This window comes from Arthrobacter sp. SLBN-112 (assembly GCF_030944625.1).
Lineage (GTDB): Bacteria > Actinomycetota > Actinomycetes > Actinomycetales > Micrococcaceae > Arthrobacter.
Genome location: NZ_JAUSXY010000001.1, coordinates 4,343,333 through 4,357,623 on the forward strand (window position 1 = coordinate 4,343,333; position 14,291 = coordinate 4,357,623).

Here is a 14,291-nt window from a genome sequence, read left to right on the forward strand (position 1 = left end):
TATGAGCACTGTCCCTGCCGCCACCAGCGCAACCAAGAAGAGCCGCCCACAGGTCAACCTGACCGTGCTGCGCAAGGAGCAACTGAGCCCGCACATGGTCCGGATCGTGGCGGGCGGAGACGGCTTCGACGACTTCGTCAACAATGGTTTTGTGGACCGGTATGTGAAGATCGTCTTCCCCCAGCCGGGGGTTGAGTACCCGTCGCCCTTGGATCTGTGGGAAGTCCGGGAAACCATGCCGCGGGAGCAGTGGCCGTTCACGCGTACCTATACCCTGCGCTGGGTGGATCAGGAAGCCCGGGAGCTGGCCATCGACTTCGTGGTCCATGGCGACGCAGGCCTGGCTGGTCCGTGGGCGGCCAACGCGCAGCCAGGTGAGATGCTCACGTTCACTGGCCCCGGCGGAGCGTACAACCCCAACCCGGATGCGGACTGGTACCTCTTTGCCGGCGATGAAGCGGCCCTGCCCGCCATCGCCGCGTGCATCGAAGCACTTCCTGCCGGCGCGGTGGGGCTGGCCTTCCTGGAAGTCGAATCGGAGGCCGACATCCAGCCCCTGAACACTCCAGCCGGGCTGGATGTCCGCTGGCTGGTCCGCGGCGACGTCCCCGCAGGCTCCAGTACGTTACTGGTCGACGCCGTGGCCGGCGCGGAGTGGCCCGCCGGCACCGTGGACGTCTTTGCACACGGCGAACGGGGCTACATGAAGTCCTTGCGGGAGGTCTTGTTCAAACAGCGCGGCCTGGAGCGCCGGCAGGTGTCATTGTCCGGGTACTGGGCCCAGGGCCGGGTGGAGGACGTGTTCCAGGCCGAGAAGAAACTCCCGGTGGGCCAAATCTAGCCACGCCGGAGACAGCCATCCCTGACCCGGCCGGGCCGGATCCTGGCCGCGCGCTCCCACCGGACCGCTATCGCCGCCGGGCGCGGCGGCGCTCGTTGCTGGCCAGGCTGCGGGTCAGCGGCCGGGCCAGTACGTCGCCCAGGACGATTCCGCCGGCCGTTCCCAGCACAATGGCGCCGGCGCTGAGCATGCCGCCGGCCCCGTTCAGGATTTCCGATTCCTCGACGGTGAGCACGTACATGGACCGGAAAATGGTGAGGCCTGGCAGCAGGATCAGCGCCGCCGGCACTGCAACCACAAGCTGCGGCGCGCCCATCCGCAGTGCCACCACCCGGGCCAGCAGGCCGATGACAACAGCCGCCAGCGCGGGCGCGAAACGGTCGCCGATCCCCAGCAGTCCGCCGCCCAACAGCACCAGGTAGCCTGCCACACCCACCCCTGCTGTTGGCAGCAGGAGCTGCCATGTGGTCTGCTCGGTGATGCCGATGGCCATCACCGCAGCGGCCACGAACAGGATGAGGACCCACAGATCGTAGGCGGGCGGGAAGGTCTGCGTGACGTCGATCCGCTGCAGCCCGGTCAGCTCCCCCACCACGAAGGCCACGGCAATGCCGGCCACGATCGCACCGAAGGTCAGCAGGGTGGACAGGAACCGGCCCGCGGCAGTGACCGGGAAGCCGTTGATGGCGTCCTGCACGGAGGAGACCAGCCGGCCGGTGGGCAGCAGGAGCAGGATACCGCCCACCACCACGATGGACGGCGACGCGGTGAGCCCGAACTGCCAGAGCAACAGGGCAAGGATGGTGACGACGAACGAGCAACTGGCGGTGGTGAAGAAGTCCGGGACCCGCCAGCGGCCCAGCTGCCGGGCCAGCAGGCTGATCCCGATGTTGGCCACGAACGCGATCGCCGAGGACACCACACCGCCGCCCAGCACCCCCACGAACACGGCGGCGAAGACACCGAACGCCGCGGTGACCATCCACCGCGGGTACGGTTTGGGACTGGTGATGGCCTCGTTGAGCCGGCGGATGGCTTCATCCCGGCCCACCCCGCCGGCAACGATGTCCGTGACCAGCTGGTGGACCTTGGCCAGGCCCGCGTAGTTGTTGGTCCAGGAGCGCACCACGCGCAGCAGGGCGATGGGCGTCTGGTCCTTGGGAGCGTAGTTGATGCCCACGGACTGGTTGGTGATGTCCACCTCGATGTTCTTCAGGCCGAGGGCCGCGGTCACGGCAATGATGCTGGTTTCCACTTCCAGGGCGCCCGCTCCGTAGCGGAACATGGTCTCTGCCAGGTGGAGGGCAAAGTCCAGGGTCTTGCGCGCGGACGTGTCCACACCGCCCACCTGGATGGTGGGGTTGGCGTAAGGGCTGCCGGCCAGGCGGTCCACGATGCTCAACGGGGCGGTGGGCGGGTTCTCGCCCTGCACCAGGCGGCGCAGCATCCTCCTGGCGGCTGCGTCCTGCCGCAGCTGGGCAGGAGTCAGCGGCTCGGTCTTGGGCAGGCCGTCACTCTTCGGCCTGGACCCGGGCCGTTCGTGCCGGTCAGTCATGCCCGGTACCTCCCTGTGCGCGGTGTGTGGACGGTCAGGCTGCGCGCTTCAGCGGCAGCTTGCCAAGCAATGTGCGGGCTGCCGCGGCCGCCGATCTCGCCATCCGGTTGGCGTGGAAGACGGCAGGCCGCACCGGCATGGTGAAGTCGCCAACCAGCTGGACCACTTCACCGCCGAACCCCTTCTTGAATTCGTAGCCGCCGTGGCCTTCCTCATCCTGCCCGGAGATGCCGAACGTGCCATAGAAGTTGTACCGCGGGTACTCCTTCTCCAGGGCGTGAAGCATCATGCCCCAGTACAGTGAGGTTGCGCCGTTGAAGTAGATGTAGTCCTGGACGGTGCCGCCGATGACGCACACCACCTCATCGCCGTAGCAGACGAAGTGGATGGCTGCCACGGTGGCGGTCCCCACGGAATCCGGGAACCTCTCGATGTCCTTGAGGCTCCGCTCGTAGCTGTCCACGAGGTCCTGGACCACTTTGAGCCGGTTGGCCTTCTTCTTGCTTCCGGTCTCCTCCACTTCACGCCTGAGCTCCGCGGCGGCGGCCGACTCCGCGGCCAGGCGTTCGGTGATGGATTTCCGGTAGGCCGGGATGTCGATCTTGGCCATCATGAGCTTGGTGAACTCGGCCGAGGTGGTCCGGAGCAGGTGCTCGTAGTAGGGGCGCTCACGGTAGGTGAATCCCTTTTCGTCACCGGCCCGGCTCAACGCCCCGTAGAAGTCGTCGAGGGTTTCCAGCGTGGCCTGTTCCAGGAAGACGCCGTTCTTTTCGGCCTTGCGGATGGCCTTCCGGGTCCGGTAGGTGGTGCCCATGATGAGTTCTTCGGCGTCCTGGATTCCCACGAGGCTCTTGATGAACATCCAGTTCACGTTGACGAAGTTCATGTCCAGGCCTTGGTGCCGGAACCCGAGCCGCTCCAGGTCCGCCACGAGCGGCCGGTTGTCCTCGATGTCGGGCTGCTCGGCGCCGTCGGCGTCCCGGGCGATGTACCTGATGTTGGGCGAGATCCGGAGTTCAGCGGCTTTGCGGCTTGCCGCATGTTTGCGGAGAAGTTCGACGACGCCGCTCACCAGGTTGCGGTCCTCGTAGTCCATGAGGGGCCCCTTGGCGCATTCGCAGATGGTGTAGCCAAGCCTGGTAGTGGAGTAGTTGAGTTTTCCGGCGGCGACGAGTTCGCCGCTGCGCCGGACTCCGAAGAGTTCAACCTGCTGGCCCCGCGCGCGCTGGAAACGGGCAAAGTCGATGGACTGCAGGAAGCTGTTCTGCGGGTGCTTGACGGCGAAGGCCTCGAATTCGGCGTCGCTGAGGATTACGTATTCAAGTCCGGTAGCGGCGGAAACAGGATTCAAGGGGTGACCTTCTTCTGGACTCTTCGCGGCCTGGTGGGCACGCGCTGGGCGGACGGTGTTCGGGGCGGGCTGCACGGGCGTATGGTCCGGCCGTGGGCTGCGATGGGCTGCATCCCTTGGGGATGCCGGTCAGTAGAACTGCTGGCCGGTCCGGGCGGTTTCAATCCGGCGGAGCACCTTTTCGCCGCCGCTGACCCAGAGCTTGTGGCGCAGCGGGGACAGGACGTAGTCGTGGCAGCCCACAAAGTCGGTGACGGTCTTGGTGAAGCTGGTCTTGAACATGCCCATCCCGTAGAGGTTGTGGGTTTTGTCCTTGATCCGGGCAGCCGGCGGGGTGCCGCAGAAGTCATATTCCGTGCAGCCGAGTTCCTGCATGCGGCGGATGGCTTCCCACTGCACCAGGTGTGAGTCCCCGTACTGCTTGCGGTTTTGCGTGGAGCCACCGTCCTTGTAGGTTGCCTTGGCACCGTAGTTGATCACGAAGGCTCCGACGCTGGGTTTTCCATCCTCGTAGACGAAGAAGAAGTTGCCCTGGCCACGGTTGCAGAATTCGTCCCAGAACCGGGCGTAGTAGTCGTAGCTGCGCAGCGGCATGGAGCCTTTGGCGTTGACGGTGTCGGCCATCAGGTCGTAGAGGGCACGGTAGGTTTCCGGACCCTGTTCCTGCCGTACCACCCGGCAGCCCTCGCGTTCGGCGCGCCGGATGGCGTTGCGGGCGCGAGAGGAGATCGCCTTGAACACTTCCTCGCTGCTGCCGGAGATATCCAGCAGCGCCGTGGAGTCGTTGGACTGGATGTTGGGGGCCTTCAGAAGGCCCGCTGCCTGGAGGTCCTGCTGTGCCTCGGCGGTGTCGATGATGTCCGGTTCCACCTTGATGGTGAAGACGTTCAGTCTCTGGCTGCGGACAAACGCCGCGCAGGCTTCGAGGGCAGCCTTCAGGTCCGCGGCGGCGGCAACGTCGGGGCCCTTGATGAGGTACCAGAGCCGTCCCAGGACGGGAAAGGACTTTTCAAGGACAAGGTTGTAGCTGGAGTTTCCCGGGGCTTCCAGGACAAGGAAGCGGACTTTCCAGCCGGTTCCGTTCTTGACCGATGCGTATGCGGCGGACTGCAGCATGTTGCCGCCGTTGGGGTTGGCCGTGACGTGCTTGTCCCAGTTCTCAATTTCCTCGGCTGTGGCAAAACGTGCGGTGAATTCTCGCAAGGGGGCCGTGTCCAATCGGGTTTGTGCGCGGTTTCGGTGGGTCTGGATGCGTGCGGACATGCAGCATCAAGTCTAAAGCCTCAGCCACTCCAGCCTTCTCCCGGCGATGCCCGGCATGGCGCCCGCCGTCCGCGGAGCGGCGCCTTGACGGGGCCGACCGGGTTCGGCAAGGGTTGGAGGATGAGGCCGGACCGGGAACAGAGCACCACTTCCGTGGAGAGCGGCCGGCCTTACGGTACCGGGGTTCAAATCGCCGGGCTCGCCGCGTTCCTGGTGGCGTCCTTGCTGGTGGCGGCGCTGGGCGGGCTCGCCTCGGCCAGCAACGTCAATGGGTGGTACGCCACGGCGGATAAGGCTCCGTGGTCCCCGCCCAATGGCGTGTTTGGCCCGGTCTGGGGAATCCTTTACGCGGCGATGGCTGTTGCCGGTTGGCTGGTGTGGCGCAAACGGACAGAACGGACCCGGGCCGCACTCACCGCCTACGGGATCCAACTGCTCCTCAACCTTGCCTGGACCCCGGCGTTTTTTGCCCTCTACCCTGCCCTGGGAACCGCTGCACTGTGGCTCGGGATGGCCATCATCCTCGCCCTGATTGCCGCCGTCACGGTGACAGTCCTCTATTTTGGGCCCATCAGCCGAACAGCCGGGTTACTCCTGCTGCCGTACATCTCCTGGCTGGTGTTTGCCGCTTCGTTGAACTGGTGGGCTGCCGTCCACAACTAGGGAGCTTGCGCCGGTTCCCGCTCCGGGCAAGAGGCGCCGCCGGTCAGCATTCGACGACGTTGACGGCGAGGCCGCCCATGGCGGTTTCTTTGTATTTGGAGGACATGTCTTTGCCGGTTTCGCGCATGGTGATGATGACTTCGTCGAGGGAGACACGGTGGGTGCCGTCGCCCCAGAGCGCCATTTTCGCGGCGTTGATCGCTTTCGCGGCGGCGATCGCGTTCCGTTCGATGCAGGGGACCTGGACCAGCCCGCCGATCGGGTCGCAGGTCAGGCCCAGGTTGTGTTCCATCGCGATTTCCGCGGCGTTTTCCACCTGCGCCGGGGTCCCGCCCATCACCTCGGCCAGGCCGGCCGCGGCCATCGAGGACGCGGACCCCACCTCGCCCTGGCAGCCGACCTCGGCCCCGGAGATCGAGGCCTGTTCCTTGTAGAGCACCCCGACCGCGCCCGCGGCCAGCAGGAACTTCACGACAACGTCGTCCCGGTCCGCGGCGGTGGCTTTGTCCATCCCGGGGGCGAAGTGCAGGGCGTAGAACAACACCGCCGGGATGATCCCGGCCGCCCCGTTCGTCGGGGCGGTGACCACCCGGCCGCCGGAGGCGTTCTCCTCGTTCACCGCCAACGCCACCAAATTAACCCACTCCTGCCAATACCGAGGGTCGTACGGGCCCGCGTCCCAGCCCGCGTCCTGGTCCGTGTCCCTGCCGTCGGCGGTTTCCTTCTTCAACCGCTCAAACCAGTCCGGGGCGCGGCGGCGGACCTTCAACCCGCCCGGCAACACCCCCTGACGGGTCAGCGAGGTCGCCACACAGGCTTCCATCACGGACCAGATGTGCAGCAGCCCGGCCCGGATCTCCTCCTCCGTGCGGGAGGTTTTTTCGTTCACGAGCATCACGTCCGCGATACCCAGCCCGGTCACCGCGCAATGTTCCAGGAGTTCCGCGGCGGTCCGGAACGGCAACGGGAGCTCCTTCTTGGATTCCTCCAGTTCCTGCTGCGCCGCGTCCTCCTCACCCTCACGGACGATGAACCCGCCACCGACCGAGAAGAACGTCGCCGCATGCACCACCGCACCCGCGGCGTCCGTGACCGTGAACGTCATCCCGTTCGTGTGCCGCGGCAACACCGTCAACGGCCGCAACACCATATCCGCCACCCCATACGGCAACCGCACCGACCCCGCGAGCTGCAACATACCCGTCTCCGCGATCGCGGCCAGCCGCTCCTCCACCTCCGCGGGCAGGATCAACTCCGGATGAAACCCCTCCAACCCCAACAAGATCGCCGTCATCGTCCCATGCCCATGCCCCGTCGCCGCCAACGACCCATACAAATCCACCCGCAACCCCGCCACCCCCGCCAGCCGCCCCGAAGCCTGAAGCTCCTCCGCGAACACAGCAGCAGCCCGCATCGGCCCCACAGTATGCGAACTAGAGGGCCCAATCCCGATCGAAAACAGATCAAAAACTCCGACAGCCATGCGATTGGTTCCTAACTAAAACGAGGTGGTTGAGGTGGAGCGGGCAGGACATCCTCTGCATGCTCGGTCGCGAAGACGCCCGCTGCGCGGACGTGACGCCGTGGCCGGGTTTGGGTGCGCCTGGCCGGATTCCTCCGCGTGCTCGGTCGCGAAGACGCCCGCTGAGCGGACGTGACGCTCCCTTAGACGCACGTCTCCGGAATCCGCCCAGCCGCCAACGCCCGTCGCCAAAGCGACAGGGCAGGCAGGCGACGCACACGGAGGCGTCTGGACTGGAGCAAGAAACACGCCGTCTTCACCCACTTCCTGTACGAGCTGACCATGTTCGGCACACCCGCAACGCCCGTCACCAAGGGCCGGCGGAGCCGGACTTTTCGAAAGCGTGCGTCAAAGCGAGGAACGAGCAGCACGCGTGAAAATGTCCGGTCCGCCGGTCCCGAACCCAGCCACGGCGAAGCACGCTGGACTACTTGGCGCGGCGGTAGAACGGGAGATCGACGACTTCGAACGGTTCTGCTTTGCCGCGTAGGTCGACGTCGAGCGCGGTGCCGGGGGCGGCGAATTCGACGTCGACGTAGGCCATGGCGATCGGGTAGCCGAGGGTGGGTGAGGGCTGGCCGGAGGTGACTTCTCCGACGGTTGCCCCGTCTTTCAGGACCGGGTAGTGTGCCCGGCCGGCGCGGCGGCCTTGGCCCTTGAGCCCCACGAGGCGGCGGCCTGAGGTGCTGCCTGCACCGGCTTCCTTCTTTGCTGCCAGCGCGGCTTTGCCTACGAAGTCGCCTTCTTTGGACAGCGCGACGACGGCACCCAGGCCCGCGGCGAACGGGTCACCTTCCAGGGAGAGTTCGTTGCCGTAGAGCGGCATCCCCGCTTCGAGGCGCAGGGAGTCGCGGGAGGCGAGTCCTGCGGGGGCCAGTTGGCCCTCGTCGGCGATGGCGATCAGCGCCTGCCACAGGCCTGCGGCGTCACCGTTGTCCACGAAGATCTCAAAACCGTCCTCGCCCGTGTATCCGGTGCGGGCCAGCAGAAGGTCAAGGCCCGCGCCGCCCACCAGGAAGGGAACTTCGACGGCGGCGTAGTACTTCAGCTCTGTCACCAGGGAATGCTGCGCTGCCGGGACCAGTCGCAGCAGGATTGACTCCGCTGCGGGGCCCTGGACGGCGATCAGTGATGTGCGGACCGAGGCGTCGTCCACCACCACATCAAACCGGGCAGCACGTTCCTGCAACGCTGCCGCGACGGTGGCTGCATTCCCTGCGTTGGGGACCACCAGGAAGACGTCGGTACCGTCCTGCGCTGCCGGGCGGCGGTAGGTGATGAGGTCGTCGATGATGCCGCCGTCCTCGTTGCAGATCAGCGAGTACTTGGCTTTGCCCACGGCCATAGCGGAGATCTTGCCCACCAAGGCGTAGTCCAGGAAGGCGGCGGCGTCCGGGCCGGTGACCCAGACTTCGCCCATGTGGGAGAGGTCAAACAGACCGGCGGCGTTGCGGACGGCGCGGTGTTCGGCCAGTTCGGAGCTGTACTTGAGCGGCATCTGCCAGCCACCGAAGTCCGTGAAGGAGGCGCCCAGCTTCTTGTGTTCGTCGTACAGGGCGGTGTAGTTCTCGGTCATGTCAGCCTTCCAGTCCGGTGGTTGAGCTTGTCGAAACCTCGAACTCGGAAAGTGGCGGGCAGGAGCAGATGAGGTTCCGGTCCCCGGCGGCGCCGTCGATGCGTCCCACGGGCGGGAAGTACTTGTCCTGCTTGTGGTGGGCCGGGAAGGCGGCCTGCTCACGCGGGTAGGAACGGTTCCAGTCAGAGGAGACGACGGCGGCCGCGGTGTGGGGTGCGTGCCGCAGCGGTGAGTCGGCCACGGCGAAGTCGCCGTTGGCTACCTGGTCGATTTCCTTGCGGATGGTGATCATCGCTTCGATGAAGCGATCGATCTCGGCGAGGTCCTCGGACTCGGTGGGCTCCACCATCAGGGTGCCCGCGACGGGGAAGGACAGGGTGGGTGCGTGGAAGCCGAAGTCGATCAGCCGCTTGGCCACGTCCTCGGCCGTGACCCCGGTCCTGGCCGTGAGTTCGCGCAGGTCCAGGATGCACTCGTGGGCCACCAGCCCGCCTTCACCGGTGTACAGGACCGGGAAGTACTCGTCCAGGCGGGACGCGACGTAGTTCGCGGCCAGCAGCGCTGATTTGGTGGCCTCGGTCAGACCCTGGCCGCCCATCAGCTTCACATACGCCCAGGAAATCGGCAGCACCCCGGCCGAACCAAAGCGGGAAGCGGAAATGGCAACCCCGTGGCCTGCTTCGTGCGCGGCCTTGTTCGCGTCGCCCGGCATGAACGGTGCCAGGTGTGCCTTGGCGGCAACAGGGCCGACGCCGGGCCCGCCGCCGCCGTGCGGGATGCAGAAGGTCTTGTGCAGGTTCAGGTGCGAGACATCGCCGCCGAACTGGCCAGGCTGCGCCAGGCCAACGAGGGCGTTGAGGTTGGCGCCGTCGATGTAGACCTGGCCGCCGGCGGCGTGGACCGCGTCGCAGACTTCGCGCACGTCCCCGTCAAAGACGCCGTGGGTGGAGGGGTAGGTGATCATGATGCAGGACAGGACGTCCTTGTGGGTCTCGATCTTCGCCGTCAGGTCATCGTGGTCGATCGTGCCGTCAGCAGCGGTGGCCACGACGACGACCTTCATCCCGGCCAGCACCGCCGAGGCGGCGTTCGTGCCGTGCGCCGAGGCCGGGATCAGGCAAACGGTGCGCTGCTGATCGCCGCGGGAGTGGTGGTAGCCGCGGATCGCCAAAAGCCCGGCGAGTTCGCCCTGGGATCCGGCGTTGGGCTGGATGGACACCTGGTCGTACCCGGTGATGGTGGTCAGGTCTGCTTCCAGGTCGGCGATGAGTTCACGCCAGCCCTCGGTTTGGGAATCCGGGGCGAACGGGTGGATGGACGCAAACTCAGGCCAGGAGATGGCTTCCATCTCGGCCGTGGCGTTCAGCTTCATGGTGCAGGAACCCAGGGGAATCATCGTGCGGTCCAGCGCCAGGTCCCGGTCCGAGAGCTTGCGGATGTAGCGCAGCAGCTGGGTTTCGGACCGGTGCGTGTTGAACACCGGATGCTGCAGGTAGTCGGAGGAACGCTCGACGGCGGTCTCCAACTCAAAGCCTTCACCGTCCGCGACCGTGGCGCCAAAGATGGCGGCAACCTCGGCGACGATGGCCGGTGTCGTGGTTTCGTCCAGGGAGATGCCCACCGTGTCGGCGTCGATGCGCCGCAGGTTGATGCCGCGTGCCTCGGCGTCGGCCATGATGGCGGCCGCGCGTCCGGGGACCCGCACAGTCAGGGTGTCGAAGAAGCTCTGGTGCAGGACCTTGACTCCGGCAGCAGCAAGCGAGGCAGCCAGGCTGCGCGCGTGGCCGTGCACCGTCCCGGCGATCGCCTTCAGGCCGTCGGGGCCGTGGTACACCGCGTACATGGAGGCAACGATGGCCAGCAGCGCCTGGGCGGTGCAGATGTTGGACGTGGCTTTTTCACGGCGGATGTGCTGCTCACGGGTCTGCAGGGCCAGGCGGTAGGCGGGAACACCGGCGTCGTCCTTGGACACGCCCACCAGGCGGCCGGGCAGCGAGCGCTCCAGGCCCTTGCGGACAGCCATATACGCGGCATGCGGCCCGCCGAAGAACAACGGCACGCCAAAACGCTGGGCGGAACCGACAGCAATGTCCGCGCCCTGCTCGCCCGGCGGGGTGATCATGGTGAGGGCCAGCAGGTCCGCGGCCACGGTGACCAGGGCGCCGCGGTCCTTGGCGTCGGCGATGGCGCCGGACTGGTCCCAGACCCGGCCGGACGCACCGGGCTGCTGCAGCACGATGCCGTTAATGTCGCCCTCGGGCAGGCCTTGGGACAGGTCCGCAACCTCGACCTCGAAGCCGAGCGCCTCGGCCCGGCCCTGGACGATGGCAATGGTCTGCGGCAGCACGTCGATGTCCAGGACGGTCTTGCCGTCGGCGGCGGGCTTCGCCTTGTTGGACCGGCGCATCAGCAGCACGGCTTCCGCCACGGCGGTGGCTTCATCCAGCAGCGAGGCATTGGCGATGGGCAGTCCCACCAGGTCCTGGACCATGGTCTGGAAGTTCAGCAGCGCCTCGAGCCGGCCCTGCGAGATCTCAGGCTGGTACGGGGTGTAGGCGGTGTACCAAGCCGGCGATTCCAGGATGTTCCGGCGGATCACCGGTGGAGTGACGGTGTCGTAGTAGCCCTGGCCGATCAGTTGCACGGCCGTTTTGTTCTTTGCGGCCAGCTTCCGGAGTTCGGTGAGGACTTCCACTTCGCTGAGGGCGTCCTGCAGGCGAAGGGCGGTTTCCTGGCGGATGACTTTGGGGACAGCGGTGTCTACCAGGGAATCGACAGTGTCGTAGCCAACGGCTTTGAGCATGGTGTCGACGTCGGCCTGGCGGCGCGCGCCGATATGGCGGTCTACGAAGGTGGTGGAGGCTGGGCTAACCGGCACGAAGGAACTCCATTTACTCAGGCGGCGCAGGGTACGCCACAGCGATTCGGGTTCCTCCCCGCTCTGTATTGGACCTGAGAGTTTCCGCGGTTCCTGCCTGGCAGGACCCGCTTGCACCGTCGGTGAGCACAACAGCTCCGCGCCCCGATCGGGGCAGGAGAACCGCCTGCTGCTTTCCAGAGGTGCCTCGCCGCGGCGGTACGGGGGCCTGCGAGATTCCTGGGGAGGATTTGCTCCTACGGCGCCTGCCTGTACACCGGCAGAACTCTCCCGCCGCAGATCAAAGGCTATTCATTTGTTGGACCAGTCATGTACTGGATCATGCGGGCCGGTGACAGCCCTCACAACGTTCCATTGTCCTATGCCGCAACCCTTCCCGGCAAATGGCCCAGGTTACCTGCGGAGCCGCTCCAGAGCTGCCAGGAGTTCCTCCACGTCAGCGTCCGCTCCCCCTTGCGGCGCCGGGCCCACGGACAGCATGGCATTGAAATACAGCCCGTCCCCCATGTACAGGACCGCCTTGGCCAGCCCCGGACCCACATCGGCCGCGATCTCATCCAGCCACCGCTGCTGGATGGCTGCGAAACGCCGCCGCGTTTCCTGGTGCGCCACCTCCGCAAGCCTGGTGGCGGCGACGATGGCCCGGTCCAGCGGAGTGTCCGCCCACACGGAGGACCGGATGAAGTAGGCAGCCGCCCCCTCGCCGGCCGCGGCCATGGCATCGGCGTCCTCCTTGGCCAGCCCGTCCAACCGGTCCAGCAGCACCTCAATGAGCGCTTCCTTGTTGGGGAAGTGGTAGAGCAGGCCGCCCTTGGATACCCCGGCCTTCTTGGCCACCGCATCCAGCGTGGCCGCCCGCTCCCCCACGTCGATCAAGAGGGTTTCGAAGGCGTCAAGGACCGCTTCACGGGCTACTGGCTTTCGGGGCATGGTTCCCATCATGCCCTCCGCCGGAGGTGAAACGGGAAACGGCGAAGTTTTCAAACTATACCGTCTGGACGGTATAGTTATCTCATGACGACTTCCCCCTCAACCCTGGCGCCCGCACCCGTCAGCGGGCCGGCCACACGCTCCCCGCGGCGCGACTGGCTCGCGCTGGGGCTGCTCATGTTCCCAGTGCTGCTCGTCGCCATGGACAACACCGCCCTGACGTTCGCCTTGCCCGCCATCACCCGCGCCCTGGAACCCTCCGGCCTACACCTTCTGTGGATTATTGACGCCTATCCGCTGGTATTGGCCGGGCTCCTGGTGTCGATGGGAAGCCTTGGCGACAGGATCGGGCGGCGCCGGCTGCTGATTATCGGCAGCACAGGCTTTGCCGGGCTGTCCGCCGCGACGGCCTTTGCGCCCACCGCGGAGTGGCTGATCGCCGGACGGGCAGCATTGGGTTTCTTCGGGGCGATGCTGATGCCATCCACGTTGTCGCTGATCCGCAACATCTTCCCGGAGCCCAACCGCCGGCGGATGGCCATCGCCATCTGGGCGGCTGGTTTCTCGGGTGGAGCCGCCCTGGGGCCGATCTTCGGCGGCTGGCTGGTGGAGCATTTCTGGTGGGGCGCCGTCTTCCTGGTGGCGGTGCCGCTGATGCTTCCCCTGCTGGCGCTGGGGCGGACCTTGATCCCGGAATCCAAGGACCCGTCGCCGGGGAAGGTGGATGTCCCCAGCATCCTGTTGTCCATGCTGGTGATGGTTCCCATGGTCTACGGCATCAAGGATGTTGCCACCGAAGGTCCGGGCCCGGCAGGCATTGGCAGCATGGCGTTCGGCGTGGCGATGGGCGTGGTGTTCGTGCGGCGCCAGCACCGCCTGGAAGACCCCCTGCTGGATATGTCGCTGTTCCGGAACCGGGTGTTCAGCATGGCCATCAGTGCCAACATCCTGGCCCTGTTTTCCTTCAATGGCTTCATCCTGTTCCTTGCCCAGCACCTCCAGCTCCTTGAGGGCCTGACCCCGTCCGCCGCGGGCGTGGCGATGATTCCGGCGCTGGCAGCCACGGTAGTGGCCGGCCTGGTGGTAGTGCCGTTGGTCCGCAAAGTCCGGCCGGGGTACGTGGTGGGTGCCGGCCTGGCTTTCAGCGCCACGGGCTACAGCCTGGTGACGTTCGGAAACCACGACGGCGGCCCCGCACTGCTGCTGGCGGCGCTCCTGATCCTGGCGCTGGGCATGGGGACGGCCGAAACCATTTCGAACGACCTCATCCTGGGATCCGCCCCGCCGGAAAAATCCGGTGCCGCTGCCGCCATTTCCGAAACAGGCTACGAGGTGGGGTCATTGCTGGGTACGGCCGTCTTGGGATCCATCCTGACCGCCTCCTACCAGCACAACCTGAGCCTCCCGGCCGGACTGGACGGCATGCTCCCGGGGACATCGCTGCACAATGCCAGGGAAACGCTTGCCGGCGCCATGGAAGCGGCCGCAGTCCTGCCGGGCCCGCTTGCCGACGCCGTCCGGAATGCTGCCGCCGCGGCGTTCGATTCCGGCGTGCACATCACGGCAGCGATTGGGCTGATCCTAATGGCGACGGCGGCAGTCCTGGCCGCCGTCATCCTCCGCAAGGTGCCGAAGGCCACCTGACCCAACGAAGGCAAAAAAGTTGCCCGGTACCGGATCAGTTCCGGTACCGGGCGCCCACCCGTCCAACT

10 protein-coding genes and 1 riboswitch are annotated in these 14,291 nt (G+C 66.3%); of the genes, 3 read left to right on the plus strand and 7 right to left on the minus strand.

All coding sequences use genetic code 11. The features are described from left to right. The first annotated feature begins 1 nt into the window (after window position 1). Window positions 2-841 (plus strand): siderophore-interacting protein, encoded by an 840-nt coding sequence (locus QF050_RS20115; RefSeq protein WP_308932026.1) that lies wholly within the window; start codon window positions 2-4, stop codon window positions 839-841. Window positions 842-908: 67 nt separating this feature from the next. Here QF050_RS20115 and QF050_RS20120 read toward each other — a convergent pair whose 3' ends face one another. From QF050_RS20120 to QF050_RS20130, 3 genes are all read right to left on the minus strand, one after another. After that, window positions 909-2,396: a threonine/serine exporter family protein gene (locus QF050_RS20120; RefSeq protein WP_308932027.1), complete on the minus strand. Its 1,488-nt coding sequence runs from the start codon at window positions 2,394-2,396 to the stop codon at window positions 909-911. Between the two features lie 34 nt (window positions 2,397-2,430). After that, window positions 2,431-3,747 carry a peptidoglycan bridge formation glycyltransferase FemA/FemB family protein gene (locus QF050_RS20125; RefSeq protein ID WP_308932028.1) on the minus strand — a complete coding sequence of 439 codons (1,317 nt, stop codon included), beginning with the start codon at window positions 3,745-3,747 and terminating at the stop codon, window positions 2,431-2,433. Window positions 3,748-3,876: 129 nt separating this feature from the next. Further along, entirely contained in the window at window positions 3,877-5,010 is a 1,134-nt protein-coding gene (locus QF050_RS20130) for a peptidoglycan bridge formation glycyltransferase FemA/FemB family protein (RefSeq protein ID WP_308932029.1), read from the minus strand. Between the two features lie 120 nt (window positions 5,011-5,130). Here QF050_RS20130 and QF050_RS20135 point away from each other — a divergent pair, with 120 nt between their 5' ends. After that, window positions 5,131-5,673: a TspO/MBR family protein gene (locus QF050_RS20135; protein WP_308932030.1), complete on the plus strand. Its 543-nt coding sequence runs from the start codon at window positions 5,131-5,133 to the stop codon at window positions 5,671-5,673. A gap of 43 nt (window positions 5,674-5,716) precedes the next feature. Here the strand turns inward: QF050_RS20135 and QF050_RS20140 are convergent, their stop codons facing one another. From QF050_RS20140 to QF050_RS20155, 4 genes are all read right to left on the minus strand, one after another. After that, window positions 5,717-7,156: an L-serine ammonia-lyase gene (locus QF050_RS20140; protein WP_308932031.1), complete on the minus strand. Its 1,440-nt coding sequence runs from the start codon at window positions 7,154-7,156 to the stop codon at window positions 5,717-5,719. Window positions 7,157-7,622: 466 nt separating this feature from the next. Beyond that, entirely contained in the window at window positions 7,623-8,771 is a 1,149-nt protein-coding gene (gcvT, locus tag QF050_RS20145; protein WP_308932032.1) for a glycine cleavage system aminomethyltransferase GcvT, read from the minus strand. A gap of 1 nt (window position 8,772) precedes the next feature. Then, a complete protein-coding gene (gene gcvP / locus QF050_RS20150) occupies window positions 8,773-11,649 on the minus strand; it encodes an aminomethyl-transferring glycine dehydrogenase (RefSeq protein WP_308932033.1) in 2,877 nt (958 codons plus the stop codon). 186 nt (window positions 11,650-11,835) lie between these two features. Beyond that, a riboswitch (glycine riboswitch) is annotated at window positions 11,836-11,932 on the minus strand. A gap of 110 nt (window positions 11,933-12,042) precedes the next feature. Beyond that, window positions 12,043-12,579, minus strand: coding sequence for a TetR/AcrR family transcriptional regulator (locus QF050_RS20155; RefSeq protein WP_308932034.1), 537 nt, complete (start codon window positions 12,577-12,579; stop codon window positions 12,043-12,045). A gap of 84 nt (window positions 12,580-12,663) precedes the next feature. Between QF050_RS20155 and QF050_RS20160 the strand changes: the two genes are divergently transcribed. Next, entirely contained in the window at window positions 12,664-14,223 is a 1,560-nt protein-coding gene (locus tag QF050_RS20160; RefSeq protein ID WP_308932035.1) for an MFS transporter, read from the plus strand. Window positions 14,224-14,291 lie beyond the last annotated feature (68 nt).

Bases quoted from the DNA above. Each gene is read 5' to 3' on its own strand.
- QF050_RS20130 (WP_308932029.1), bottom strand. From the start codon at position 5,010: ATGTCCGCACGCATCCAGACCCACCGAAACCGCGCACAAACCCGATTG.
- QF050_RS20135 (WP_308932030.1), top strand. From the start codon at position 5,131: ATGAGGCCGGACCGGGAACAGAGCACCACTTCCGTGGAGAGCGGCCGG.
- QF050_RS20160 (WP_308932035.1), top strand. From the start codon at position 12,664: ATGACGACTTCCCCCTCAACCCTGGCGCCCGCACCCGTCAGCGGGCCG.
- QF050_RS20120 (WP_308932027.1), bottom strand. From the start codon at position 2,396: ATGACTGACCGGCACGAACGGCCCGGGTCCAGGCCGAAGAGTGACGGC.
- QF050_RS20115 (WP_308932026.1), top strand. From the start codon at position 2: ATGAGCACTGTCCCTGCCGCCACCAGCGCAACCAAGAAGAGCCGCCCA.
- QF050_RS20140 (WP_308932031.1), bottom strand. From the start codon at position 7,156: ATGGCTGTCGGAGTTTTTGATCTGTTTTCGATCGGGATTGGGCCCTCT.
- QF050_RS20155 (WP_308932034.1), bottom strand. From the start codon at position 12,579: ATGCCCCGAAAGCCAGTAGCCCGTGAAGCGGTCCTTGACGCCTTCGAA.
- gcvT (WP_308932032.1), bottom strand. From the start codon at position 8,771: ATGACCGAGAACTACACCGCCCTGTACGACGAACACAAGAAGCTGGGC.